This is a genomic window from Halobacillus sp. ABA4_118 (genome assembly GCF_056160205.1).
Genome location: NZ_JBSWWS010000001.1, coordinates 1,181,451 through 1,205,723 on the forward strand (window position 1 = coordinate 1,181,451; position 24,273 = coordinate 1,205,723).

At 49.1% G+C, this 24,273-nt stretch carries 22 protein-coding genes; 5 read left to right on the plus strand and 17 right to left on the minus strand.

Going from position 1 to position 24,273, the window contains the following annotated elements; all coding sequences use genetic code 11:
• Window positions 1-5: 5 nt before the first annotated feature.
• Entirely contained in the window at window positions 6-623 is a 618-nt protein-coding gene (locus ACXAGL_RS05810) for a hypothetical protein (protein WP_474969901.1), read from the plus strand.
• Window positions 624-723: 100 nt separating this feature from the next.
• On the opposite strand, the gene ACXAGL_RS05815 is transcribed toward ACXAGL_RS05810, so the two are convergent.
• From ACXAGL_RS05815 to ACXAGL_RS05825, 3 genes are all read right to left on the minus strand, one after another.
• Complete coding sequence (locus ACXAGL_RS05815; protein ID WP_474969902.1) at window positions 724-1,479, minus strand: CAP domain-containing protein; 756 nt, start codon at window positions 1,477-1,479, stop codon at window positions 724-726.
• Between the two features lie 86 nt (window positions 1,480-1,565).
• A complete protein-coding gene (locus ACXAGL_RS05820; protein WP_474990319.1) occupies window positions 1,566-2,705 on the minus strand; it encodes a DEAD/DEAH box helicase in 1,140 nt (379 codons plus the stop codon).
• Window positions 2,706-2,841: 136 nt separating this feature from the next.
• Window positions 2,842-3,267, minus strand: a complete 426-nt coding sequence (locus tag ACXAGL_RS05825) for an SRPBCC family protein (RefSeq protein ID WP_474970452.1) — start codon at window positions 3,265-3,267, stop codon at window positions 2,842-2,844.
• A 164-nt stretch (window positions 3,268-3,431) separates the two neighbouring features.
• Here ACXAGL_RS05825 and ACXAGL_RS05830 point away from each other — a divergent pair, with 164 nt between their 5' ends.
• A complete protein-coding gene (locus ACXAGL_RS05830) occupies window positions 3,432-4,838 on the plus strand; it encodes a Na+/H+ antiporter NhaC family protein (protein WP_474990321.1) in 1,407 nt (468 codons plus the stop codon).
• A gap of 150 nt (window positions 4,839-4,988) precedes the next feature.
• Here the strand turns inward: ACXAGL_RS05830 and ACXAGL_RS05835 are convergent, their stop codons facing one another.
• The 9 genes from ACXAGL_RS05835 to ACXAGL_RS05875 all read right to left on the minus strand — a co-directional run bounded on the left by ACXAGL_RS05835 (window position 4,989) and on the right by ACXAGL_RS05875 (window position 16,971).
• Window positions 4,989-5,474 carry a GyrI-like domain-containing protein gene (locus ACXAGL_RS05835; protein ID WP_474969905.1) on the minus strand — a complete coding sequence of 162 codons (486 nt, stop codon included), beginning with the start codon at window positions 5,472-5,474 and terminating at the stop codon, window positions 4,989-4,991.
• Between the two features lie 193 nt (window positions 5,475-5,667).
• Complete coding sequence (argF, locus tag ACXAGL_RS05840; RefSeq protein ID WP_474969906.1) at window positions 5,668-6,624, minus strand: ornithine carbamoyltransferase; 957 nt, start codon at window positions 6,622-6,624, stop codon at window positions 5,668-5,670.
• Window positions 6,621-9,641, minus strand: coding sequence for a carbamoyl phosphate synthase large subunit (locus ACXAGL_RS05845; RefSeq protein ID WP_474970782.1), 3,021 nt, complete (start codon window positions 9,639-9,641; stop codon window positions 6,621-6,623). Before ACXAGL_RS05845 ends, argF begins: the two co-directional genes overlap by 4 nt.
• The gene (locus ACXAGL_RS05850) at window positions 9,634-10,695 is read right to left on the minus strand and encodes a carbamoyl phosphate synthase small subunit (protein ID WP_474969908.1); all 1,062 of its coding nucleotides are present in this window, start codon (window positions 10,693-10,695) and stop codon (window positions 9,634-9,636) included. The genes ACXAGL_RS05845 and ACXAGL_RS05850 overlap by 8 nt, the downstream gene beginning before the upstream one ends.
• A gap of 98 nt (window positions 10,696-10,793) precedes the next feature.
• Window positions 10,794-11,954, minus strand: coding sequence for an acetylornithine transaminase (locus ACXAGL_RS05855; RefSeq protein WP_474990323.1), 1,161 nt, complete (start codon window positions 11,952-11,954; stop codon window positions 10,794-10,796).
• Window positions 11,951-12,760, minus strand: a complete 810-nt coding sequence (gene argB, locus ACXAGL_RS05860; RefSeq protein WP_474990325.1) for an acetylglutamate kinase — start codon at window positions 12,758-12,760, stop codon at window positions 11,951-11,953. Before argB ends, ACXAGL_RS05855 begins: the two co-directional genes overlap by 4 nt.
• Window positions 12,723-13,949, minus strand: coding sequence for a bifunctional ornithine acetyltransferase/N-acetylglutamate synthase (gene argJ, locus ACXAGL_RS05865; RefSeq protein ID WP_474990327.1), 1,227 nt, complete (start codon window positions 13,947-13,949; stop codon window positions 12,723-12,725). Before argJ ends, argB begins: the two co-directional genes overlap by 38 nt.
• Window positions 13,950-13,970: 21 nt before the next feature.
• The gene (gene argC, locus ACXAGL_RS05870; RefSeq protein WP_474970779.1) at window positions 13,971-15,008 is read right to left on the minus strand and encodes an N-acetyl-gamma-glutamyl-phosphate reductase; all 1,038 of its coding nucleotides are present in this window, start codon (window positions 15,006-15,008) and stop codon (window positions 13,971-13,973) included.
• 658 nt (window positions 15,009-15,666) lie between these two features.
• Window positions 15,667-16,971: a lysine N(6)-hydroxylase/L-ornithine N(5)-oxygenase family protein gene (locus tag ACXAGL_RS05875; protein ID WP_474970778.1), complete on the minus strand. Its 1,305-nt coding sequence runs from the start codon at window positions 16,969-16,971 to the stop codon at window positions 15,667-15,669.
• 102 nt (window positions 16,972-17,073) lie between these two features.
• On the opposite strand from ACXAGL_RS05875, the gene ACXAGL_RS05880 reads away from it, so the two are divergent.
• Window positions 17,074-17,529 (plus strand): GNAT family N-acetyltransferase, encoded by a 456-nt coding sequence (locus ACXAGL_RS05880; protein ID WP_474990329.1) that lies wholly within the window; start codon window positions 17,074-17,076, stop codon window positions 17,527-17,529.
• A gap of 118 nt (window positions 17,530-17,647) precedes the next feature.
• Here the strand turns inward: ACXAGL_RS05880 and ACXAGL_RS05885 are convergent, their stop codons facing one another.
• The 5 genes from ACXAGL_RS05885 to ACXAGL_RS05905 form a co-directional block, all read right to left on the minus strand.
• A complete protein-coding gene (locus ACXAGL_RS05885; RefSeq protein ID WP_474969915.1) occupies window positions 17,648-18,301 on the minus strand; it encodes a LysE family translocator in 654 nt (217 codons plus the stop codon).
• A gap of 20 nt (window positions 18,302-18,321) precedes the next feature.
• The gene (locus tag ACXAGL_RS05890) at window positions 18,322-18,777 is read right to left on the minus strand and encodes a cupredoxin domain-containing protein (RefSeq protein WP_474970776.1); all 456 of its coding nucleotides are present in this window, start codon (window positions 18,775-18,777) and stop codon (window positions 18,322-18,324) included.
• 113 nt (window positions 18,778-18,890) lie between these two features.
• Window positions 18,891-19,787, minus strand: a complete 897-nt coding sequence (locus ACXAGL_RS05895; RefSeq protein WP_474990331.1) for a vanadium-dependent haloperoxidase — start codon at window positions 19,785-19,787, stop codon at window positions 18,891-18,893.
• A 57-nt stretch (window positions 19,788-19,844) separates the two neighbouring features.
• Window positions 19,845-21,653, minus strand: a complete 1,809-nt coding sequence (locus tag ACXAGL_RS05900; RefSeq protein WP_474969918.1) for an ABC transporter ATP-binding protein — start codon at window positions 21,651-21,653, stop codon at window positions 19,845-19,847.
• A complete protein-coding gene (locus tag ACXAGL_RS05905; RefSeq protein WP_474990333.1) occupies window positions 21,650-23,362 on the minus strand; it encodes an ABC transporter ATP-binding protein in 1,713 nt (570 codons plus the stop codon). Before ACXAGL_RS05905 ends, ACXAGL_RS05900 begins: the two co-directional genes overlap by 4 nt.
• A 307-nt stretch (window positions 23,363-23,669) precedes the next feature.
• On the opposite strand from ACXAGL_RS05905, the gene ACXAGL_RS05910 reads away from it, so the two are divergent.
• Together ACXAGL_RS05910 and ACXAGL_RS05915 are read left to right on the plus strand one after the other, a co-directional pair.
• Entirely contained in the window at window positions 23,670-23,870 is a 201-nt protein-coding gene (locus tag ACXAGL_RS05910) for a hypothetical protein (protein ID WP_474990335.1), read from the plus strand.
• Window positions 23,871-23,890: 20 nt separating this feature from the next.
• The gene (locus ACXAGL_RS05915) at window positions 23,891-24,253 is read left to right on the plus strand and encodes a winged helix-turn-helix transcriptional regulator (RefSeq protein WP_474990337.1); all 363 of its coding nucleotides are present in this window, start codon (window positions 23,891-23,893) and stop codon (window positions 24,251-24,253) included.
• Window positions 24,254-24,273 lie beyond the last annotated feature (20 nt).

Genomic DNA, 24,273 nt, shown 5'->3' on the forward strand with positions numbered 1-24,273 from the left:
AAGGTGTGCATCCTAACATCTTCTGGACGGCGTATGCGGCCGCTCTCATGATTTTGTCCTTGTTTATCAGTTTCACCCATCAGGAAGGACTGCTTCAGCTGATCCGGACGTTTCTCTGTTTTGGTGCAGCCCCGGCTTTGATTGGATACACTACAAAAAGGGGGAGCTGGTTCCGCCATTCCTGGAAACAGCTGCTTCCTACGGTCTCCTGCCTGCCGGTAACCGCAGCAATTTTTCTGGCAGGCACCACCGCCGCATACGACTTCCCGGCCCAAGAGGCACCGTCCTCCATATGGACGGGCATCCATCTGAGCCTGTCATTTTGGGCGGCGCTGCTTTTCTGGTCTCCTCTTTTGATCCCGGCTCCTTTTTTGCGGAAACGAACCTCTATGGAAAAGTTCGCCTATTTGATCGTTACAGGTATGCTCTTCTACTTTTATCACCAAGCCGCCGGTTATGTACAGGGAGACCCTGTATCCATCACGTTTATGACGACAGGGACCACCGCATTGATCATGTACCTTTTCTATTTCATCCATACGTGGGCAGCTGCAGAAGAACAAACGGACCAGTCAACGGTGAAAGGGAAGTTCCACCGTGTCCAACGCAACGAACCTTCATGATTCCATACTTACAGCGTAACAAGTACACATTTATTTTCCACACCGCAGACGAAAAAAGAAGGCTGCCGGGAACATTCCCGGCAGCCTTTCCTGTTCACATTTATCTCGGCTTCATGAACAACTGGGTCCAATACGTACCGAACCTGCCCTGCCCTTCTACGTAACCCACTCCGATATGAGTGAAATCCTCATGAAGGATGTTGGCCCGGTGACCGTCACTGTTCATCCAGCCTTCCACTACTTCCTCCGGTGTCCGCTGTCCGGCTGCAATATTTTCACCAGCAGCAAGGTAGGAGAAGTCAAACTGATCCATCATATCAAACGGACTTCCATATGTCGGCGATTCATGACTGAAGTAATTCTTATCCGCCATATCCTGGGATTTCACATCGGCCATGCCGCTCAATCGATCATGCATTTCTAAAGGCGGCAGACCTTCTTCAGCCCGCTCTTTATTGACAAGGACAACGACTTCCCGCTCATATTCACCGGGGGTGTAGCTGTCCAGCGCCTGCACTTCCGCTGTCGGCTCGGCTTCGTCCTCTCCATCCGGTTGAGCAGAGGAGGAAGACTCAGCTGAAGGTTGTTCCCCTTCCCCGTCCTGTTCCGACGGAGACTCATCCGGGTAGGTCCATTCGATTTGATCTATAAACGTAAAGAAGTCCTGAAGGTCGGACCGGAATCCTTCCACTTCTTTTTGAAAATCGGTTTCCTGCACCCATCCCTGAATATGCTGGCTGACTTTTTCATAAGAGGCTTTCGGCCCTTCTTTAAAAAGGTCCTGAGCAGAGACAGGAGTAGCTGCAACAATAATGACAAACAAGGCGGCTGAAAAGAGGACAAGTTTCTTTATCATGATGATTCTCTCCTTGGTTTGTGAAGGTATGATTCTACTTCCAGTATTCCATGCTCCCCTTCAAAAGGCAACTTTCCCGCTGTCTGCTACCGGGTCTGCAGACGGCCTTTATAGATGATACTTTCCTCTAACGGAATATCAAGGTCTTTAGCCATCTTTTTCAAACGCTTCTCTTCCACGGGGTTGACGATGGAAACGACGCGTCCTTCCACTGCCCCGATACGGCCGGTCCTTCCTGCTCTATGCACATAAGAACCCGGGTCATTCGGAATATCCAGATTGACGACGTGATTGATTTCGTGGATATCCAGTCCTCTCGCGGCCACATCTGTCGCCATCAATAATGGATAAGTCCCGTTACGGAACTCCTTGACCGCTTTTGCACGCTGTTCTTTTTTCGCATCACTGTGAAGGAGACCAAGATCCAGCTTTTTGTAAACCAGCTTTTCAGCCATCACGTTCAGTTTGGCGATATCCTGCATGAAGGCTAGTCCGGTAAACCCTTCGGTGTGGGCCAGCTTCCGGACCACTTCAATTTTTTCCCGATCTTCACTGACGATATAATGGTGGGTCACTTGTGGCTTTTTCATCTCTTCATCAATGCGGATGACTTCGGCATTCTCATCCATGAATGTCTGCGCCAGGTCGATGACTTCGTCTGGAAGAGTCGCAGAGAATAACAGCTTCTGCGTATCGCGCTGGACGCTTTTTAAAATATGGTTGATCGTCTCTTTGTGTTCAGGGACAAGGAGCTGATCCGCTTCATCAAGAACGACAGCCTTTACTTCATGAGCTTTTAATTTCTTTTTCTGGATGAGCTCATGGACACGCCCGGGCGTCCCTGCCACCATATGTGGTTTCTTTTTCAATTTATCGATTTGGCGTTTCACGTTCGCCCCGCCAATCAACGTCGTGCTCGTAATCCCGCTTCCCTTCGTCCACTTTTGAATTTCCTGGTGGATCTGCATCACCAGCTCATGGGAAGAAGCAAGGAGAAGGATCTGCGTATGCTTTTGGCTGCTGTCGATTTTCTCGATCAGTGGAAGGAGATAGGCAAGGGTTTTCCCACTTCCTGTCGGTGCTTCTGCCAGCACATCCTCCCCCGCTGAAATAGGAGGAAGAGACGCTTCCTGCACAGCTGTCCACGAATCAAAGCCGGATTCCTCCCATGCCTGTTTCGTAGAGGAAGATAAGCTCTCCAGCCATTCCTGTTGTTTATCTGTCATGATTTATTCGTTCCTTTCTATCTGAAAAACGTTGTGTATGATTCACGGTATAAAAAATAGGCCTCTTCCCAATTCGTTTGATGGAGAGGCCTTCATGTGTGATCCACAGCTTACTTCCAGTATAGCATGATTGCGTTTAAGATTCGATAAACTTCTTCAAGTGCTGCAGATGATCCTGGTCTTCTTTTTTAATGATCTGTTTGATTAACGGGCGGGTCAGCGTATTGCGCAGTCCCTGTGTGAACAATTCACCCTTGAAGACCACCTTCGTTCCTCCCGGCGCCGGTTCAAACTGATAATGGTAACGCAGGTCAAGACCACTCTGTACACTTTTCACCGAATACGACCGGTTTTCTTCCAAGGCGGTGACCTCAATGACCGCCGAGACCTTCCTGCCTCTAATCTCTCTCGTCTCTTTGAATTTATACCCTTCTCTTACAGGGCCATCACTCAGCAGTTCCACCCCAACGACCGCTTCCATAATCTGCGGACTGTTGGAAAAATCCACGGCAGCTTGGAACACTTCTTCTACCGGCCGTTCAATCAGGACCGTCTGGGTCATAAAACTCAATAGCCTTCCTCCTTTCTCTCTCCTTTTCCTATTCTCCACAAAAGGCCCGTCCCCCTTTTTCCAGATGATGATTCCATTTCTCCCGCTCCTGGAGGTATAACACGTGTGGAAACACACAACCTACGAAAAATAGAGGTTTGAAAGGAGGACCGATGATGGACTGGTTATCCGTCCTTCCATTTATCGTTGTCATCTTCGCAGCCATATGGACCAGGCAGGTCGTTCCAAGTCTCCTCTTCGCGGTTGTTGTTGCCGGATATATTATGGATTTCCACTGGCTTGGAGGGATGTTGACGGCTCTCGGTTTCATTATTGACGGCCTGAAGGATGAAAGCAACATTAAAATTATCCTGTTTTTATATGCTTTTTCTGCTTTGATCGGTCTGATTAAAATGTCAGGCGGGATTAAAGGATTTGTGCAGGAGGCGGCCGAACGGATTGAACATAAGCGGGGAGCTTTCATGCTGACCTGGATTTCCTCTGTCGGAACCTTCAGCGCCCCAAGCTTCCGGATCGTCACGATCGGACCTGTCATGAAAGCTCTAAGAAAATCCATCCCTATGACGAAACAGGAGCTTGGATTTGTCATCGAGACGACCGCCTCCCCCCTCGTCGTCCTGATTCCGATCGCTACAGCCTTCGTCGGCTACATGACCTCCGTCATCGAATTATCACTCAAACAGGCGGGACTGGAGGGAGATGCCTACAGCCTTTACATCCAAAGCATCCCCTACAACTTTTTCGCTTTTGCAATGCTCGGGGTAGGCTTCTATCTAAGTTTTTTTCATAAAAATAAGACGCCTGCCACTGATGCTGAAAATCATGGGGAACAGACGGAGGATGATCAATGGGAGGACTGCCACCCGGCCGTAACGAAAGATCTTCCTGCCAAACCGTGGCATTTGATTGTCCCTTTGATCAGCGTCATTCTCCTGACTTTTCTACTCATGTACAGTCTCGGCGTTCAAGCCGGCCGCCAGGGACTTGATGCTCTGATCAACGCCAATGTGCTTGATGCCATGGTCCTTGCGGTTGTGCTTACGTTAACAGCCTTTGTCATCTATTTGAAGCTGCGGTCGGAATCTTTGAAAAAAATGATGGACAGCTTAATTGCCGGCGGGAATGATATGATGGGCGTCATCCTCCTCCTTGCGATGGTATGGGGGCTGAGCACCGGCTCGGAAGCGCTTGGTTTTGCGGAGACGATTTCCTCCTCCTTTTCCTGGGTCCCTGCAGGATTTGTCGCCGTGATTACATTTATTGCAGGCTGCGGCATCTCCTACTTCATTGGGTCTTCCTGGGGGACGTGGGGCATCCTCATGCCTGTCGGAGTATCCATTGCTGCTGCCGCCGACAGTTCCCTTCCTATGGTGATCGGAGCTGTCTTTGCAAGTGGTACGTTCGGAGCTTTTGCTTCTCCATTAAGTGACGATACGAATACGACGGCCGGTATTCTGGATTTGAATCCTATGAAGTACGCCCGGTTCAAGCTCCGTCCCGCTCTCATTGCCGCCGGTGCTGCCGCTGTTCTCTATTTCATGCTTTCCTTCTTTCTGACTTGAACATTGAAGCACAAAAAAGGAGCTGATCCGCTTAAACAGATCAGCTCTTTTTTTCTGAGTCTCATTTGGTGACGACTGCGGCAGAAAGCCGAGCGGTAATCCACATTTTATCCAGCTTAAACACCGGGGAGCCGGAGTGGTTTTCCACCCTCATTTGATTGGCAGATAGAGGCAGTATCTTGTTTCCTGTCCCGTGTAAGGCTGATACTCCTCAAAGCCGAATCCTTCCACCTGCTGATATCCATTTTCTACAATCCATTGATGAAGAAACGTATACGGGTCAAAGTCATGAATAGAAGGGTCATAATCGATCATGGCGTACGTGTGAGCAGGGACGGTTTTAGTAATCATATCCTGTGGAATCTTCTCAAAACTCTCAACTTCCACGGCAGCAATCCAATAAAAAGCATCTCTGGATTCATTCCAATTCGGCGGGTCTACAAACATTCCGATCGACCGGGGGGCGTGGACACGGTTCTTCACTTTCGGCAGTTTCATCGTATGAAACTGTTCCATCAGCCTCGGCACCTTGATGGCACGTTCATCCATCATCGTTTGACAAGAGACACCGACCACCTTGAAATGGGGCTTTTCAACGACCTTAGGTTCCACTGCTGTTGTCACTTGCTCACTCATTGCATGGCCACTCCTTTTGATTTTGATCTCTCTTTGACTACTTCCACATGAAACCTTGTAATCCCTTGTAGAAATAACTCGTTCGATGATATTCGCAGCCATTCGACTATCTTTTTATGCACCCTGGCGTAAGATAAAGTATAAAGTTCCATTCCTTTATCTTACGGTGCAGGGAGGAGCATTTATGTCATTTTTATTTCCAGCCGATAACCGCCTGCAGAACCGCCTTCTGCACGTGCATACGATTTTCCGCCTGTTGAAAAACGACCGAATGGCTTCCATCAATGACGTCGGCCGTCACTTCCTCTCCCCGGTGGGCAGGGAGGCAGTGGAGGAAGGTGACATCGTCAGCTGCCTGCTTCAACAATGCATCGTTGACCTGGTAACCGTTGAAGTCCTGAAGGCGGGCCTCCGCTTCGTCCTCCTGCCCCATACTTGCCCAGACATCTGTATAAATGACATCAGCCTTCCATGAGGCCCGCTTGGGGTCCGGTTCGATCGTCACTTTCCCGTCGTATTTGCCGGCCAGCCCCCGGGCCCGTTCTGTCAGCTCCTTGTCCGGTTCATAGCCTTCCGGGGTACAGATGACCACTTCCATCCCCATCATAGCGGATAGGATCATCAGAGAGTGGGCCACATTGTTGCCATCGCCGATATAGACCACTTTCAATCCAGAAAGACGGCCTTTGATTTCAAGAATCGTAAAGATGTCCGCAAGAGCCTGACACGGATGGTAGCGATCACACAACCCGTTGATGACCGGGACAGAAGCATGGGCAGCCAGTTCCTCGAGTTTCTCATGGGAGGTGGTGCGGTACATAAGCGCATCCACATACCCTGACAGAACTTGTGCTGTATCAGCGATCGTTTCACCGCGACCGATTTGAATATCTCTTGAATTCAAGTATAGGGCGTGCCCTCCCATTTGGACCATTCCGACTTCGAAGGACACCCGGGTTCTTGTGGAAGACTTCTCAAAGATCATGCCCAGCGTCTTCCCTTTCATGGACTGCGAGTAAGGATTCTCCTTCACATGCTGGGCGGCCGCCAGGAGCCGCGAGACATCCGACTGGGTATAATCAAGCCACGTGAGCAGATGACGGCCGTGCAGGGATTCATTAGCTGCGTGCATTTGTTCCATTAAATTCATAGGGGTTTCACTCCTTCAAGGGATTGCTGCGGCAGAGGGACAGGTACAGGGTCTTTGCATTCCAACCCCTTCACATACGCATCAAAGGTCGCTGCCTCGCTCATGACGGTCAGGCCGTTTTTGACAGCTGTAATTCTGCGTTTTTCTGCTTCCTCACCCGATTGGTCATTGACATAAACAGCCGCATCTTCTTTCGTAATCCATTCCTCGAATGACAGGTCAGAAGCTTCTGGAACGTGTCTTCCTTCGAGTTCCACCATACACGCTTCCTTCACGTCATACAGATCAGGGAGATGAGCGAATACCTTGGCAAGAGCTTCCTCGACCGTTGTTCCGAGACACATGCCTTCTCCCGTCGATTTCATGTTTGGACCAAGCTTATGATCCAGGTCCGTCATGGCATAGGAGGAGAAGAGCGGGTATTTGACAGCTGTCTCCTGAAAAACGGGAGCCGGCTGTTGGGACAGACTGAATTCAGCGTCATCGATCAGGATACGGACGGCCCAGTCGACCATCGGGATATCTGCGACCTTACTGACGATCGGAACCGTACGGCTTGCCCGTGGATTGACTTCCAGGACGTACACGTTATCCTGCTGAATGAGAAATTGGATGTTCATTAAGCCGCAATAGGCGAATTCCGCCGCAATCTTTTCACTATACGTGCGGATTTTCTGCTTCCATGCATCTGCCAGTGTGGATGGGAATACAGCCATACTGTCGCCTGAGTGAACTCCACCAGGCTCGATATGTTCGATGATGTCCGGCAGGTAGATCGAATGGCCGTCCGACACGAGATCCACCTCTACTTCCGCCCCTTGGAGCAGAGAGTCCAAAACGATCGGATAATGACGATCATCCGATTCAGCGAGCGCCTGCTCCAGCTCCTGTTTATCCTGTACAATGACCATCCCCTGACCACCAATGACATACGAAGGGCGGCAGAGAAGCGGGAAGGTATAGGAATCCGCAGCTTCCAGCGCTTCTTGCTTGGAATGACAGGTCGTTCCGGCCACATGCGGGATACCAAGTTTTTTCAGCGCTGCGTAAAATTTATCACGGTCCTCCAGGGCATCAAGCACATCGGCGCGGACGCCAGCTAACGGAAGGCCCGCTTTCTCCAAGTCTTCAGCCAGATTGATCGCCGTCTGTCCTCCAAACTGAGGGAAGACAAGGTCAATGCTTTCGTGTTCCACAATGGAAGCGATGATTTCTTTTTGGATCGGTTCAAAATAAAGGCGGTCGGCGGTTTCATAATCAGTACTGACCGTTTCCGGATTATTATTGATCATGATCGTCGTCCATCCCTGCTTTTGAAGACTTTCAATCGCCTTAACCGCACTATAGTCGAATTCAACCCCCTGACCGATTCGAATAGGTCCGGAACCAAGAATCAACGCCTTCTTCCCTTTTGAAGGCAGCGGTGCAATTTCATTCATACCGGCAAATGTACTGTATACATAGTTTGTGGCGGCTTCAAATTCGGCTGCACATGTATCGACAAGTTTAAAGGAACGCTGGATATCATACGCTTTGCGTGCCTCTTCCACATCGGCTGTTGTACACCCGGCAAGCGCTGCGATATGGTCGTCCAAAAACCCGTAGACTTTTGCCTGATGAAGCAGCGGCTGTGACAGTCCTTCCGTACCAAGAGCCTTTTCTGTATCGACTAAATGACGGATGACTTGAAGGAACAAAGGATCGATGTGTGTTTCCTGATGGATTTTATCCATCGACGTCCCTTTCCGAATCAAGTCATAGATAGCAAAAAAGCGCAGGTCTGTCGGCTGGTGCAGATGGTACCAATGATTTTCCACTTCAGGAATTTTTGTATCGAGCGATTGTACAGCCTTTTGGAACGCTCCCTCCATCGTGCGGTCGATCGCCATCACTTCGCCGGTCGCCCGCATTTTCGTACCAAGCGAACGGTCCGCCTGTGGAAACTTATCAAACGGCCATCTTGGGAATTTGACGACAACATAATCAAGAGCAGGCTCGAAACTTGCGTACGTATATCCTGTCAATGGATTCTCCAACTCATCCAGTGTGTATCCAAGTGCAATCTTGGCGGCCATTTTAGCAATCGGGTAGCCTGTCGCCTTTGAAGCAAGGGCGGAGGAGCGGCTGACACGCGGATTGACTTCAATGACGTAATACTGCTTGCTTACTGGATCAAGGGCCAGCTGGACATTGCATCCTCCAATGACTTCAAGCGCCGATACGATTTTTATCGAAGCGGAACGAAGCATTTGATAGTCATCATCGGTCAAAGATTGGGAAGGCGCAACGACGATGGAATCCCCCGTATGCACACCGACGGGATCGAAGTTTTCCATATTGCATACCGAGATACACGTCCCCTTATGGTCCCGCATGATTTCATATTCGATTTCTTTAAATCCGGCAATGCTTTTTTCGACGATGACCTGATGAATCGGGCTCGCCTTCAGACCTGTAGCTATCAATTCATCCAGGTCTGCCTCATCGTGAACGATTCCACCACCGCGTCCCCCAAGGGTGTAGGCCGGGCGGCTGATGATCGGATAACCGACTTCCGCAGCGAATACGCGCGCCTGTTCCGTCGTAGTGATGACCTCACTTTCCGGAACCGGCTGATCAAGGTCGTTCATCAAAGCACGGAACAATTCGCGGTCCTCTCCCTGCATAATCGAGGAGATCCCTGTCCCCAGAAGGGTGAGGTTATATTTTTTCAATACTTCTTCCTTTTCCAGTTCGACGGCGAGGTTCAGAGCCGTCTGTCCGCCCAGGCCCGCTAACAGAGAATCGGGGCGCTCCATCGCAATGATTTTTTCCAGACTCGCTACCGTCAGCGGTTCGCAGTAGACTTTATCCGCCACATCATAATCCGTCATGATGGTCGCCGGGTTATTGTTGACGAGGATGACTTCATGACCTTCTTCTTTCAGTGCCAGACATCCCTGTGTTCCGGAATAATCAAACTCTGCGGCTTGACCGATCATGATGGGTCCTGATCCGATCACCAATACTTTAGACATGTTCCTTCACTCCTTTGCTGCCTACAAGACTAATGAAATCATCAAACAACCATTCCGCATCCTGTGGACCAGGATGGGCTTCCGGGTGGAACTGAGCCGACATCAACCGTCCTGAATCATGCATCAACCCTTCAATCGAACGATCATTCACATTAAAGAAACGCTCTGACAGCGGGGTCTGTGATAAGCTGTCTTTTTTCACAACGTAGTTATGATTCTGGGACGTTAAAAAAACCTTCCCTGTCACGGCATCTTTGACCGGGTGGTTGGCACCGCGGTGACCAAATGGAAGCTTCTCCGTATCCGCTCCGTAGGCCAGTGCAATGACCTGATGGCCCATGCAGATTCCGAAGGACGGATACTCGTCGAGAATGGATTTGATCTGTTCAATCTTCGGTAAAGCATCTTTCGGGTCACCGGGACCGTTGGACAAAATGACGGCCTCTGGTTTCACCTTATGAACGGCTTCAACCTGTGTAAAAGGAATAACCGAAACTTTCACTTGGCGCTTCAGCAAAGCCTGCAGGATGGATTTTTTCCAACCAAAATCGATTAAAGCGACATGAAGACTTCCTTCACCATACGTCTCTACCGTCTCACCCTGTACAGCGAATATCTGCTGATCAGACGGTTCGGAAAAGTCGTGATGATTCTGATGACTCATAACTGCCTGTTGTGTTCCATGAGCCCGTATCGCTTTCGTGACTTCCCTTGTATCTACGCCCGTGAGATAGGGCACCTGCTGCCCATCCAAATAGGCCCCGAGCGACTGGGTCGACTGGAAGTGAGAAGGCTGCTGTGTGCATTGGTACATGACCACTCCACTCACTTGAATTTCGCTGCTTTCTTCATCCGTTTCATTAATGCCGTAGTTTCCAATGAGTGGATACGTGAAAACGACGATCTGATCTTTGTAGGAGGGATCTGTGAGAACTTCCTGATATCCGGTCATGCCGGTAAAGAAAACAATCTCCCCCTGCATCGGTTCTTGTAACGTCGAAGAAGCCTTTCCTTTAAATGTCCGGCCGTCTTGCAAATGTAGGTAACTTTCCATGCCCTTCACCTCGCTGAATGAATATTTATTATATATACTGAATTTTTATACATTGAGTGTCTGGAAAAGACGGCGCTTAGAAGTCACCGTCTCATCTATTAGGCGTTCTGCAGGTTTTTTTCCTGTTCCACAAGGGATGCCTTGATCAAAGCGGCCGCCCGCTGTAGTTCGTCCGTTTCCACCGTTAATGGGGGAAGCAGTCTCAGGACATTCGGCCCGGCTACAACAGCCAGCAATCCCCTGCCTCTGAGGGAGTGGACGAGCTCAATGGCCGGCTTGTCCACCTCCACTCCGATCATCAATCCTTTTCCACGGATATCCTTGACGCTCTTTAAAGAGCCAAGCTCTTCTTGGAGCGCTTGGACGAACGTGCGTCCCTTCTCCTCTACGTCGGATAAGAAGGAAGAAACAAAAATCTCTTTCAGCGTCGCCTGCACAGCGGCAGAAGCCAAAGGGTTTCCGCCAAATGTAGAGCCGTGGGATCCGGCTGAAAAGGAAGGAGCCAGTTCTTCTTTTCCGATCATGGCTCCGACCGGAAACCCACTGCCAAGTCCTTTCGCTGTCGTTACGATATCCGGGTTCAGACCATGATGCTGGTAGGCGAACGGTTTTCCTGTCCTGCCGATCCCTGTCTGTACTTCATCAATGATCATGAGTGCACCGAGTTCGTCGCACTTGGCTTCAACCGCCTGCAGAAATTCTGTGGTACCAGGGATGACGCCCCCTTCTCCTTGAATCACCTCGACCATGATGGCGGCAACAGAACCATCATGAACGCGCTCAATGGCTTCCTTGTCATTGTAAGGGAAGTATTCGAACGTCTGCAGCAGACTTCCGAACCCTTCCTGAATTTTCGCCTGACCTGTCGCACTCATCGTCGCAAAGGTCCGGCCATGAAAGGACTGTTTGAAGGAAATAATCTTTTCCCTTCCTGTATGCTTGCGGGCCAATTTAATAGCCGCTTCATTCGCTTCCGCCCCGCTGTTGCAGAAGAAGGCATAATCCAGACCCGATCCTTCACATAAAAGCTCCGCCGCTTTCTGCTGAGCAGGAATTTCGTAAAGGTTGGATACGTGCCACACCTGATCGAGCTGCTTCTGAAGGGCTTCCTGGACCTTGGGTGGACGGTGTCCGAGATTACAGACAGCGATCCCTGATACAAAATCCAAGTATTCCTTTCCTTGATCGTCCGTCACTCTTGTACCTTCTCCAGATACAATCGTTAACGGAAAACGGTTATATGTCGGAAATAAACTCATAATACGGTCTCCTTTCGTCCAGAACGGATGGAGGTTCCTTTCAAATGGCTGCCCTGTACAAGACGATCCCCGCCGCTTACAATCCACACTTCCTGAAGCCGGTCCGATAAGGCTTCTACGGCGGACTGCACCTTTGGAATCATCCCCCCATAAATGACACCTTCCTGGATGTACTGATTAATTTCCTCCGGGGTGGTACCCTCAACCAGCTCCCCTTCTACTAAAATACCGGGAACATCTGTGACAAAGAGGAGCTTTTCTGCTTGAACAGCTCTTGCTACTGCGGCAGCGGCGGTATCGGCGTTGATGTTTACCGTCCTTCCGTCTGTCGTCTTTCCAAATGGAGCGACGACTGGTACGTATCCACCCTCAAGCAGGTGGTCGAGCACGGATGGATCAATCTCTTTCACTTTTCCAACGAAACCAAGCTGTGCTTCGTCCACAAAGTCAGCGGTCAACAATCCGGCTTCAGATCCTTTCACACCGAGAGCCTTTATCCCTCGTCCGGCAAGCCTTCCTGTAATCTGACTGCTCACGGTACCACCGAGGGTCATCTCAACAGCCTCCATCGTATCTGCTGTCGTTTTCCTCAACCCTTCAATAAACTCCCCGTGGATCTGCAGACGATCAAGCAGCCGGCTGATAGCAGGTCCTCCACCGTGCACGATGATGCAGCGGTAATGGGTAAGGAGTTCCTGGAAACTGTCATAAAAATCGTCTGCCAGCTTATCGAGCATACTGCCGCCGAGTTTGATGACAATGGTTGGTTTATGTTCGGTAGCTGACGTTGATTTTGACGTAGTCATACGTTAAGTCACACCCCCAGGCCGTTCCAGCTCCATTTCCTTCATCAAGGTGTATGGAAATATGCACTTCTTCATTGTCCAGATCCTCCGTTGCCTGCTCTTCTGAAAACGGACACGGCGTCCCTTTGCTGAAGACGAGCTGATCCTCAATATAAATGTCACACGCTTCCGCGTTCACTTCAGCTTCACTGTGACCAATCGCGCCGACAATCCGGCCCCAGTTGGCATCCAGCCCGTAGACGGCCGTCTTCACAAGACTTGAGCCGACTACCTTCTTAGCAATGATCCGTGCCTCTTCATCTGAACGAGCACCGGAAACGTTCACTTCGATGAGCTTGGTAGCTCCTTCCCCGTCTTTAGCGATCTGCTTGGCCAGATCCTCGCACACCAGTTGAAGGGTCGCTTGGAATGCATCCCAGTCTTCGTGATCCTCATCAAGCGGTTCATTATCCGCATGGCCGTTGGCAAGCGTCAAAACCATATCATTCGTGGAAGTTTCCCCGTCCACAGTAATCTGGTTGAACGATTTATCTATCGATTGGCTGAGCGCGCGTTGGAGCGCTGCGGGTTCAATAGCCGCATCGGTCGTAATGAAACCAAGCATCGTCGCCATATTCGGGTGAATCATCCCTGAACCTTTGGATGCGCCGCCGATGGTCACGGTTTTCCCATCAATCACCACCTGATAGCAGGCGGATTTCTGACAGGTATCTGTCGTTAAAATCGCCTGTTGAAAATCGCTGTACCCCTCTTCCGATACTTCAACGGTTTCACACCCGTAGGATATTTTCTCCATAGGAAGCTGCTGTCCGATTACACCGGTGGAAGCGACGGCTACAAAATGTTCAGGCAGACCAAAGCGTCCGGCGATCATTTTTCTCATTTCATAGGCGTTCTGCAAACCTTCTTCTCCTGTACAGGCGTTCGCTACAGCACTGTTAATGACAATCCCCTGGAGTTTCCCTGCTTCATTGACACTCTCCTGAGTCACCTTCAATGGAGGAGCCTGGAAATGACTCTGGGTATAAACGGCTGCAGCAGAAGCTGGTGTTTCACTTAGCAGAAGGGCAAAGTCTTTTTTACGGTAGCGGAGGCCGCTGTGAATCCCGCCTGCACGGTACCCTTTTGGAGACAAAATGGAGCCTCCCGTTACTTTTTCCATCTGCTTTGATTTATCCACTTGTATCAAATCATTTCTCTCCTTCTTTAGTTAGGGATAGACAGGATGTGGCGCAAGTCCTGTTCTTTCGTCAAGCTGGAATAATAGATTCATATTTTGAACGGCCTGACTGGCTGCACCTTTCATTAGGTTATCAATGACACTGACGATGGTCACCCGGTTCGTTCTTGGGTCGACCGTTACACCAATATCACAATAATTGGACCCGTATACGTCTTTCGTAGCTGGGAATTCCCCCGGCCTTCGCACACGGACGAATGGTTTGGATTCATAGTATTTGAGAAAAAGAGAATGCAGTTCTTCGGCTGTCTTTTCTTCTTTTAATGTTACATAGATCGTAGCCATGATTCCTTTCGTCATCGGAACCAGATGGGTGGAAAACGTCACCGGACGCGTGTCTCCACTCCATACAGAAAGCTGCTGCTCAATCTCCGGGATATGCTGATGCTGATTCACTTTATAAATCTGGAAATTTTCCTGGGCATGAGCGAAATGCGTCAATGGATTGGCATTTTTACCTGCTCCGGAAACACCCGATTTCGCATCGATGACAATAGATGATGGGTCAGCAAGGTTTTCGGATATCACTGGACCGAGTCCGAGCAGAGAAGCCGTCGGGTAACAACCCGGATTAGCGATCACTCCGGCTGCACGAATGGCTTCTGCATTCCATTCAGGAAGTCCGTAAACAGCTTTCTGAAGGGTTTCAACAGGAGCGGGCGGCTTTTTATACCATTGTTGATAAGCTTCAGGATCCCGCAGGCGCAGATCTCCGGATACATCGATAATTTTAGCTTTTCCTCCAAGCAGTTCAGGTGTAAGTTCCGACGACACTCCTGAGGGTGCTGCCAGGAACAGGACATCCTGCTCTTCCTTCATCTTTTCAGGGACAAGATCCTGTAATTCATGACGGCTTCCCCCTGCAAACTGAGGAAACATTTCCTCATAAACTTCTCCTGCCCTTGATGAGGAGTACAGCGTTATTTGACTGATCTGCGGATGGGTGCTGAGGATCCGGAACAGTTCCATGCCTCCGTATCCTGTCGCCCCTACAATTCCTGCTTTCAACGAAAAAACCACCTTTATGTATAAATATGATAAGGTCTGTATATTTACAATATTATTAACCCTTAGAAGTCATCTGTCAATAGGCAGCTGCCACATTCTGACGATTTTACAGTGTCGTAATCTCATAGACTGCTGTTGTTGCAATTCATCCAGCTTTTCCAGCTCAAAGTTATCCACATGTGCATAACTGACACCTATTCCTGAAAATTTCTGTTTTTATTCACATATACACACATTTATACACAAAAACCACAATCAAAGTCTTATATGCCCTTCCCTATCTAAGAAAAGGTAAGGATCTTTCCACATAAAAGGTTTGACGGTCACGTACCGCTTATCGGTGGATGCTTGCCGCGGGCACGACCTCAGCTAACTTGGACAGGAAAACCATCTGTCCAAGTGGATCTTTGGTCCGTGCTGTTCCCGCAGGCGTCACCACCGAACGCTCCTCGAGACCTCACCTTATGACGGAATGAAAAAGAGGAGTTTTTCTGTTCACCAGAAAAACTCCTCTCTTATCCTATAAAGTCATAGGTGCGAAAAAATGTGCTTCCCCTTCACCGGAAAACCATCCGTATGGATCATAACAGCCAAAGCAGAAATCACAGGGTTGTCTATACAATGAAATGGTCCAGCATGTGCCACGCCGTTTCGGTTATTAGACGTCAAAGGTTTGGAAAACGTTGGTCTCATTCAAAGGATACACGTTTCTCTTCGTCAGGTGGTTAATAATCACCTTATTCCGGTGTACCGACAACCCGAGGTTTGTGGAACCAACGCCATGGGTGTGGGAAATGCCGCTGTGGACATAAATATGATTGGAGTTCGGTTTCTGCTGCACCAGACGGTAATCCTCTGTCACTTTATACCGGCCCTCATCGTCCCACACCAATAGATCGGTGAGTTCCGTGACAAAGTCCGGAACATATGGCTGATAACCTGTGGCTGCAATAATCACTTCAGAATCATGACTGAATGTTTCACCCTTCTGAATATGACGGCCTTCAAGGGTGAAGCCCCCCGATTCATTTCTTTCTATTCCATTGATTTCACTGAGCACTTTCAATCCGACGTTCAATGTCTCCCGGCCGACCGAATGCTCGTATAACAAATTATAGATATCATTAATGGTATGATTGCTGATTCCTTTGTAATACAATCCCTGCCCGGCAAAAATATCATCTTTCTGCTTTTGGGGAAGCTGATAAAAATAATCCACATAATCCGGAGAAAAGTGCTCCAGACTCAACTTTGATTCTTCCATCGATTCAAATCCGGCAGAACGGGTGATCCAATCCAGCCGGTAGCCCCCGCTTTTCTGCTCTTTCAGAAGTTCGCGAAACGTTTCGGCAGCACTCTGTCCTGAACCGACCACTGTAATCGATTCCGCATTCCTGCAGTGGTCGTAGTGGGATAGAAATTCAGACGTATGAAAAACCCCCTCGCCTTCCACTTTTCGGAACGAGGCCGGCATCACAGGGACACTGCCTGTGCCGAGCACAAGGTTCTCTGCGTAATACGTGCAAACCTCCTGTGTTCCTACATCACGGACTTCAACCGTATACAACGACTTTTCTTCCTCGAGCGTCAATCCCACAACTTCTTTTCCAAACACACAGCTGGTCAGCTGTTCAGCGGCCCATTGGCAGTAATCGTTATATTCCCTCCTCGGGATATCCAGGCGCTGCAGAAAATAAAAAGGATACATCCGTCCATGTTTATTGATGTAATTCAAAAAGCTGTACGGGTTTGTCGGATCCGCCATCGTTACTAAGTCAGCGAGAAATGGGACCTGCATTTTCGTCCCTTCGATCAACATACCTGGGTGCCATTCAAAGGCGGGCTGTTTTTCAAAAAACAGAGCCTCTACATCTTCAAGCGGCTCAGAAAGTGCTGCTAAACTGAGGTTGAATGGTCCTACCCCTACACCGATTAAGTCAAAAACCTTTTCTTGTTGCTCCATCATCCACGACTCCTTATCTGAAAAGTGATAGATTTCAGAATTTGATCTACTAGTCTTATGTTATCATATGCTCAGGATGTTCGTAGAGAGGAGCAGATATACTTGAACGATGAAGTGAAGATACATAAAAAAGAACCCGCTGCTTACATGGACGTCCTTCTGATGGCTGATGAAAGCGAAGAGCTGATCCGGTCGTATATGAACGAGGGCGATTTCTATGCGATTACTGTAGACGGCAGAACAGCAGGGGGATGTGTATGTACGTTCCCGGAAGAATCTACCATCGAAATTAAGAATATCGCTTTAAAGGAAGCTTTCCGCGGGCAGGGAATCGGAAAAGCAGCGATTAAAAAGATTGAAGCCTTTTACAGGAGCAAAGGAAAAACAAGGGTGATCGCGGGAACATCCAACTCCAGCATTGAGAACCTCTTGTTTTACCAGAAAGCCGGCTTCCGCTTTCATTCTATAAAAAAAGACTTCTTCCTGTCCTATCCGGAACCGTTCTATGAAAACGGCATACGGGGGATCGACATGATCGTCTTTCAAAAGAAGCTTTGACAAACCAAAGAACCCCCGGAGAGCTGTTCCCAAAGAGAGATGAACGAGATTCATCCATCAAAAAACTGCCGGAAACCTTTCCGACAGCCTTAAGGATCTGCTTTGATAGATCCGTCTGCTACAGCCACCCGGATCTTCCAATGAGAAGACATGCTTCAAATCCGAATTTCACTCCATAATAAAAGAGAACAAGTCCGGCCGTTCTCTGAACCCATTTCAGCAGAGTAAAGGTCATGATGGATCTGCTGAAATGGACAATAAAAGCGAGATTCATGTTCCACAATCCGATTCCAATAAAGACCATGGAGCTGATCAAAAAAGAGTGAAGAACATCCTCTTTCTGCAGCGCACCGCTTAACACAGATCCGTAAATGCTTACCCAGAAAAGAATATTCATGGGATTGGTGCCGGCAATCAGCACGCCGCGGGCATAGGAAACCAAGGAGGCACCACGGCTGCTCCTGTTTCCTTCCGCTGCGTCCCATTCCGCTACGACAGGTTTACGGAAGCTTGTCCACCCGGCATGCGTTAAAACCAAACATCCAAGAAGCAATAAAGTAATCTGCACCCAAGACCATGACAGCACAGTGCCTGCTCCTAAAAACATCACAAACATCAGCAGTAAATCGGAAGACATCCCGCCAAGCCCTACACATAGCGCCGGCCAGAAGCCAAAGGTCAGCCCTCTCCGGATAATTTCTATGTTAATGGGTCCGACAGGCGCTGCTATAGATAATCCCAGGACAATGGAACCTGCAAGAAGAGTAACCATCCATTCTCCCCCCTGCAGATTTAATCAACGACAATGTAGGCAATCATAGGTCCGTCGGTATCGATCTCTGCGTGCGTTGTACAGATCAGCCGGTAGATGCCTTCCTTATCAAATTTCAAATCCACCACCGTTTCCTTGCCCTGCTCCACCACTCCTTTGATGTCTGTACCTTCAATATAGAAAGGATGCTCTTTCCCATTCACTCCATAAATGGATAATTGGACATCCTCTCCCTTTTCAATAAGAATTGTTCCCGGGTCCCATCGGTAGGCTTCCATTTCTGTGCCATCCGCTTTTTCGGCTTTGAATTCCCCTGTTACAAGCTGGACCACCCGTGGTTCTCCACCTGAGGGGGCTGTCGTTGTCGAGACGGCACCTTTCCAAAAGAATGATCCGATAAAATAGGCGGCCAGTGCTATAACAAGGGCACCCCCGATCAGACCGATTTTCTTCGCCGACCATATCCATGCTTCCATGTTTATCCCTCCTGTAGATGTTCCTTACATATATATGCAGGTCCTCCAGGGGAACTTGTCTCTTTTTTCCCATACAAAAAGAACAGCCGTCCGGCTGTTCTCTCTCATCCATATTAAAAAAAGAGCTTTGGATCAATCCATTCCGTATAGGACGAGGATTCATCGTCTTCGCTGAGAAGCAGGGACCGGCACCGCTGATCATAATCAAAGGGTATGGCCTGCGTATAATCCGCAGGGTACACGTCCGCATTTCTATACTGGGTGAAAGGTCGATCGAGCGGGACACCCCGGACTTGATCCTTCTTCAATTCTTCAACAACGATGCCGCCGATCTGGCGCCCCAGTCGAAGGCCCTGGTCGTTGTCGACAGGATAGTGAACACCAGCGAGCAGCCGTGACCGGGCATTTTCCTCCGCGAGCTCCCTGATTTTTTTCCTTTCTGCCGGAAAGAAGTAGGTTAATATAGCTTCTGCGGCTCCGGATACGGTTGCATGGCCGGACGGATACGAAGGATGGTCCGGTGTGCAGATGACGGTGGCCAGAGATGGATCAAGCTGGTTCGGACGCGGCACCAGCCACTTATACTTCAACGACCAGCAGACGACGAACGCATCATTCATCCCACTGAACAAAGCCCCTAACATCCGGGCAGCCCGTGGAGCTTCCACCCCATAAGTGTCGATTAAACGATCAGCAATCGGAAGCCACTGCTTGGAAGCCGGCCCCTCCCCCCAATATTTCGCTACACGGATGTCATGGTCCGTCAAACCTGCCAGTACTTTCTTCACTTTCTTTAACTCTTCCTGCCAGTGGATCGTTTCCGGGTCCTGGATCATTAAACGGATTGGCTGTCCATCAAGCTGTTTGAACCCATGCCGGCGGCTGTGGTGAATAAAATAAGTCTTCCATTCACCTGCCTCCACTTCAACACCGGAATCGAGCTTCGGAGGATGATCTTCTCCTGCGTAAGGCAGTTCCGTCCAAAGTGGATAGTTGTGATTACGGGACATACGCTTCCCCTCCCTTATGTCATACCATATGACACAGGGACCACGGTGGTGTATTTTTCACCGAGCTGATGAACGCTGAGTCCCGGACTGAGCTTGAATCAATCCCGCATATCTGCCGCCCTGTTTCATTAAGGACGTATGGGTCCCCTGCTCTACGATGGCCCCATTCTCCATAACAAGAATCACATCCGCCGATCGAATCGTATGCAGACGGTGGGCGATGACAAAACTTGTCCTGTCTTTCATCAATTCCGTCAGTCCTGCATTGATTTTGATTTCCGTCACTGTATCAATACTGCTTGTCGCTTCATCAAGGATCAAAAGTGCCGGGTCAGCGATCATGGCCCGGGCGATAGAAAGAAGCTGGCGCTGCCCGTGGCTGACCCCCTTCCCATCCGAATCGAGTTTCGTATCATAGCCGTCCGGAAGCCGGACGATAAAATCATGAGCATGTGCAGAAATGGCGGCTTGCTCCACCTCTTCATCCGAAGCACGAAGACGGCCGTACCGGATGTTTTCCCGAATTGTCGTGTTAAACATGACAGCGTCCTGGAGAACGACTCCCATCTGACTGCGCAGACTGTCCCGGCGGATATCGCTCAAAGCTGTACCATCCAGCAGGATGCTTCCTCGATCCGGTTCAAAATAGCGGGATAACAAGGAGATTACAGTGGTCTTCCCTGCCCCTGTCGGTCCTACAAGGGCCACTGTCTGCCCTTGTTTCACCTTGAAGCTGATATCCTTCAAGGTATCCTGTCCTTCCTTGTAGGCGAAGGAGACATTCTGGAACTCCACTTCCCCCTGCAGAGGAATCGATACAGACCGGGATTCATCCTCGGTTTCCATCTGTTCATCCATCACTTGAAAAACTCTTTCCGCCCCTGCAGCAGCTGACAGGATCATATTGAATTGGTTGGCAAGATCATTAAGAGGCCGGGTGAACTGACGGGAATAGGTCGTGAAAGTCACAATGATTCCAATCGATATGAATCCATTGACCGCGAGAAGGCCGCCTGCTCCTACAATAATGGCAAAGCTGACGTTATTCAGCATGTTCATCAGTTTGGGGATAAACCCGGTATATACCTGCGCGTAATAGCCGGACTCTCTCAACGCTTTATTTTTTTCAGCAAAGTCCTCAATGACGCGGGGTTCTCTTGAGAACATTTTTACGATGAACTGACCGGTGAACATTTCCTCTACATATCCATTCACGTCACCGAGATTCCGCTGCTGTTTCTTAAAAAAAGGGCCTGTCCGGTTCGTAATCCATTTCATACCGGCATACATGACCGGAACGATCGTCAATGTCAAAAGAGTCAGCACAGGGCTCAGCCAAAGCATCATTCCGATTGTACCCACAATGGTCAACACGCTCGTAACGAATTGGACAACCGCTGTGTTCAGCGTCCGACTTACATTTTCAATATCGTTGGTCAGACGGCTCATCAGCTCCCCCTGCGGCATTGTTTGAAAATAGATGACAGGCAGCTGCTGAACATGGGCAAATAACTGGTCCCGCATACCCTGCACAGCCTCCTGGGCAATCCCGATCATCCAGTAATTTTGGAGCCATAAAAAGACAGAGTGCATCAGATATACACCCAAGAGAAGCCCAAGCATGATGAGCAGCTGTCCTCTACCTGGATCCTCAATGACGGTATCTACTGTTCTTCCGAGCAGGTAAGGTCCGAGAAGAGAAAGACCCGCACTTAGTACAATAGCTGTTATAACGAGGAAAAAAGCCCACTTGCGTCCACTCATATAGCTCCAAATCCGTCTTAAAGTCGAACCAAATTGATCCGCCTTCTGTCCTGACATTCCGATCGAGTGATGGCGGCCTCCCCCTGCTTCCTGGCGCTTCATGACATCACCCCTTCCTTTTGTGACTCAAAGACCCGCTTGTAATAGGCATTCGTTTCAAGCAGTTCCTCGTGTGTTCCTTTCGCAGCAATCCTCCCCTGATCAAGCAGCAGAATCAGATCCGCCTGCTGGATGGAACTGATCTTCTGAGCTGTAATGAAGACCGTACAGGACTGATCATCCAGACTTTTCAACAGCTGTTTTTCCGTATGGGCATCGAGAGCACTGGTGCTGTCATCCAGCAGCAGAACAGACGGATTCCGCACTAAAGCCCGCGCAATGGACAACCGTTGTTTCTGCCCGCCGGAAAAAACGACGCCCTTCTGCCCGATTTGCGTATCATACCCACCAGGAAGTGATTCAATGAAGTCAGCTATCTGCGCCTGAGCGGCCGCCTCCCTGATTTCTGCTTCGTCCGCTCCCGGTCTGCCCCAGCTGATATTTTCACGGACCGTTCCTGAGAAAAGCTGGACCTCCTGAGGAACAAGACTGACGGACTGCCTTAACACCTCCAGGGAATAATCCTCCATATCTTTTCCGTCCAAAACAATTCGACCGGATTCTTTTTCGTATAATCGGGGTATTAAATGAAGGAGAGACGTTTTACCTGAGCCTGTTTCTCCTAGGATTCCCACGGTGCTTCCGTTCTCAGCTTCAAAGGAAATGTTGTTTAGAATACGTTGACCGCCCCGGCGGAAAGAGACATTCGAGAAATTTATTCCACCTTCGACATGGTCAAGCGAACAGGACCCGGCCGCACGGTCGGTCTCCACAGATGATAAAAGAACCTCTTCCACCCTCCCGGCAGAAGCCTGGCCGCGGGAAACCATCACAATGAGGAAGGTGAACACAGAGAATGTGAAAAGAATTCTAGTCGCATAATTGATGATGGCGACAAGCTCTCCCGGCTGCAGACTTCCGATGGCCAGAAAACCGGAGCCCGTCCATAACAGAACGAGAATGACCACATTCATGCCGAGCATGACCATCGGCATAGCGGTTTCCAACAACCAGAGCGCCTTTTTATTCTCAGCGACGAGCCCCGCATTAGCCGTGCGGAACTGCTCTTCCTCGTAATCTTTGCGATTGAATCCTTTCACAAGACGGACGGCAGATAAATTCTGTCTGATTACATTATTCAAAGCATCAAGCTTTTCCTGCACTTTTTTAAAGTACCGGACCCCTTTCATTAAAATGAAAAATAAGAATACGAGAAATACAGGAACACCCCCGATCAAAATCATGGAAAGCCGGACATCAATGGTCAGTGCCATGATAAGGGCAGAAATGATGAAAAGAGGGGCGCGAAGCCCGATTCTGACCAGCATGAAAAGCAGGGACTGCAGCTGTATGACATCGTTTGTAATTCTTGTAACGAGACTCGGTGTCGAGATCCTTTGAAATTGATCATCGGTAAAATACTGGACTTTTTCAAATAAGTCACGACGCAGGTCATGCCCCACTCCTTGACTGAAATCGGCGGCATAAAAGGAATTTGTTATCCCGGCAGCAAAGGCGGCGAACGATAACCCGAGCAGAACAAGTCCCCAGATCGTGACCTCCGATAAATCACCCGGGACAATTCCATCATCGATAATCTTCGCCATAAGGACGGGCTGAGTCAGTTCGACGATCAACTCAATCACCATCAGCAGTAAAGCGATAACTACGGATTTCTTATATGGAATGGCATAAGAAAATATTCGTTTCATATTTTTTCCTTTCCGGCTGTGTCCACTGTACAAGCTGTTCCGTATACAGCCCCTGTGTTATGTATGGTCCGACGCATGCACTTATACAAAAACCCCAAAATTTATTATATAAGTATAACTTTTGTATAACCTGTACACCCCTTTCCAACAGGCTGTACAAACCAAAAACACGGACTTAGTTGTTGCTTAACCAACTATTTTTAGTTCATAATGGTCTATGCTGAAACTAACCTTTTTGTAACTACTTGTGATGTGAATAAAAAGGAAATAGAATTATAGTAATAGCGTTTTCCGATTTATCAGGAAGGTGATCCATTTGGACAATATAAAGCCAATTTTTCCGGTTACGGAAGAATTGCTCGAACTTGTGGACTTGTTGAATCAAATATCTCCATCAGAGGAAGAAAAAATCATTCCTCAAACAATGACGGTATTAAATAAAGTATATGCCCAGGGCATCATGGAAGGCTATGAAAAAGCCATGCAGAAGCAGGGGCAGAAAAAATAAATGGAAAAGAGGCGGGACTGATGGGAGGCAGAGTCGGCATTAGTGTCACACTTGAGGTCGTCTGTGGGAAATGGAAGGGGTTGATTCTCTGGAAGCTTCTTCAGGCTGAATCCATGCGGTTTAATGCGCTGCGTCGTTCTCTTGATGGTAATATTTCTTCGCGGATCCTGGCACGTGAGCTGAAACAGCTGATGAATGACGGACTTGTGGAAAGAATTGACCATCAGACCGTTCCGCCTCATGTTGAATACCGCTTATCCCCTTACGGCCGCTCAACAGCTTCCTTCCTCCATGCTATGAACCAGTGGGGAATCAAGCATCAGGAAGAATTGGAAGCTGCACAGCCCTATCCTGACCGGGCAGGTGACGAATCCACATCTTAAGAAAAAAGAGGCACGTTCAT

Coding starts and splice junctions, on each gene's coding strand:
- ACXAGL_RS05815 (WP_474969902.1), bottom strand. CDS start 1,479: ATGATAAAGAAACTTGTCCTCTTTTCAGCCGCCTTGTTTGTCATTATT.
- ACXAGL_RS05820 (WP_474990319.1), bottom strand. CDS start 2,705: ATGACAGATAAACAACAGGAATGGCTGGAGAGCTTATCTTCCTCTACG.
- ACXAGL_RS05825 (WP_474970452.1), bottom strand. CDS start 3,267: ATGACCCAGACGGTCCTGATTGAACGGCCGGTAGAAGAAGTGTTCCAA.
- ACXAGL_RS05830 (WP_474990321.1), top strand. CDS start 3,432: ATGGACTGGTTATCCGTCCTTCCATTTATCGTTGTCATCTTCGCAGCC.
- ACXAGL_RS05835 (WP_474969905.1), bottom strand. CDS start 5,474: ATGAGTGAGCAAGTGACAACAGCAGTGGAACCTAAGGTCGTTGAAAAG.
- argF (WP_474969906.1), bottom strand. CDS start 6,624: ATGAATTTAATGGAACAAATGCACGCAGCTAATGAATCCCTGCACGGC.
- ACXAGL_RS05845 (WP_474970782.1), bottom strand. CDS start 9,641: ATGTCTAAAGTATTGGTGATCGGATCAGGACCCATCATGATCGGTCAA.
- ACXAGL_RS05850 (WP_474969908.1), bottom strand. CDS start 10,695: ATGGAAAGTTACCTACATTTGCAAGACGGCCGGACATTTAAAGGAAAG.
- ACXAGL_RS05855 (WP_474990323.1), bottom strand. CDS start 11,954: ATGAGTTTATTTCCGACATATAACCGTTTTCCGTTAACGATTGTATCT.
- argB (WP_474990325.1), bottom strand. CDS start 12,760: ATGACTACGTCAAAATCAACGTCAGCTACCGAACATAAACCAACCATT.
- ACXAGL_RS05875 (WP_474970778.1), bottom strand. CDS start 16,971: ATGGAGCAACAAGAAAAGGTTTTTGACTTAATCGGTGTAGGGGTAGGA.
- ACXAGL_RS05885 (WP_474969915.1), bottom strand. CDS start 18,301: ATGGTTACTCTTCTTGCAGGTTCCATTGTCCTGGGATTATCTATAGCA.
- ACXAGL_RS05890 (WP_474970776.1), bottom strand. CDS start 18,777: ATGGAAGCATGGATATGGTCGGCGAAGAAAATCGGTCTGATCGGGGGT.
- ACXAGL_RS05895 (WP_474990331.1), bottom strand. CDS start 19,787: ATGTCCCGTAATCACAACTATCCACTTTGGACGGAACTGCCTTACGCA.
- ACXAGL_RS05900 (WP_474969918.1), bottom strand. CDS start 21,653: ATGAAGCGCCAGGAAGCAGGGGGAGGCCGCCATCACTCGATCGGAATG.
- ACXAGL_RS05905 (WP_474990333.1), bottom strand. CDS start 23,362: ATGAAACGAATATTTTCTTATGCCATTCCATATAAGAAATCCGTAGTT.
- ACXAGL_RS05915 (WP_474990337.1), top strand. CDS start 23,891: ATGGGAGGCAGAGTCGGCATTAGTGTCACACTTGAGGTCGTCTGTGGG.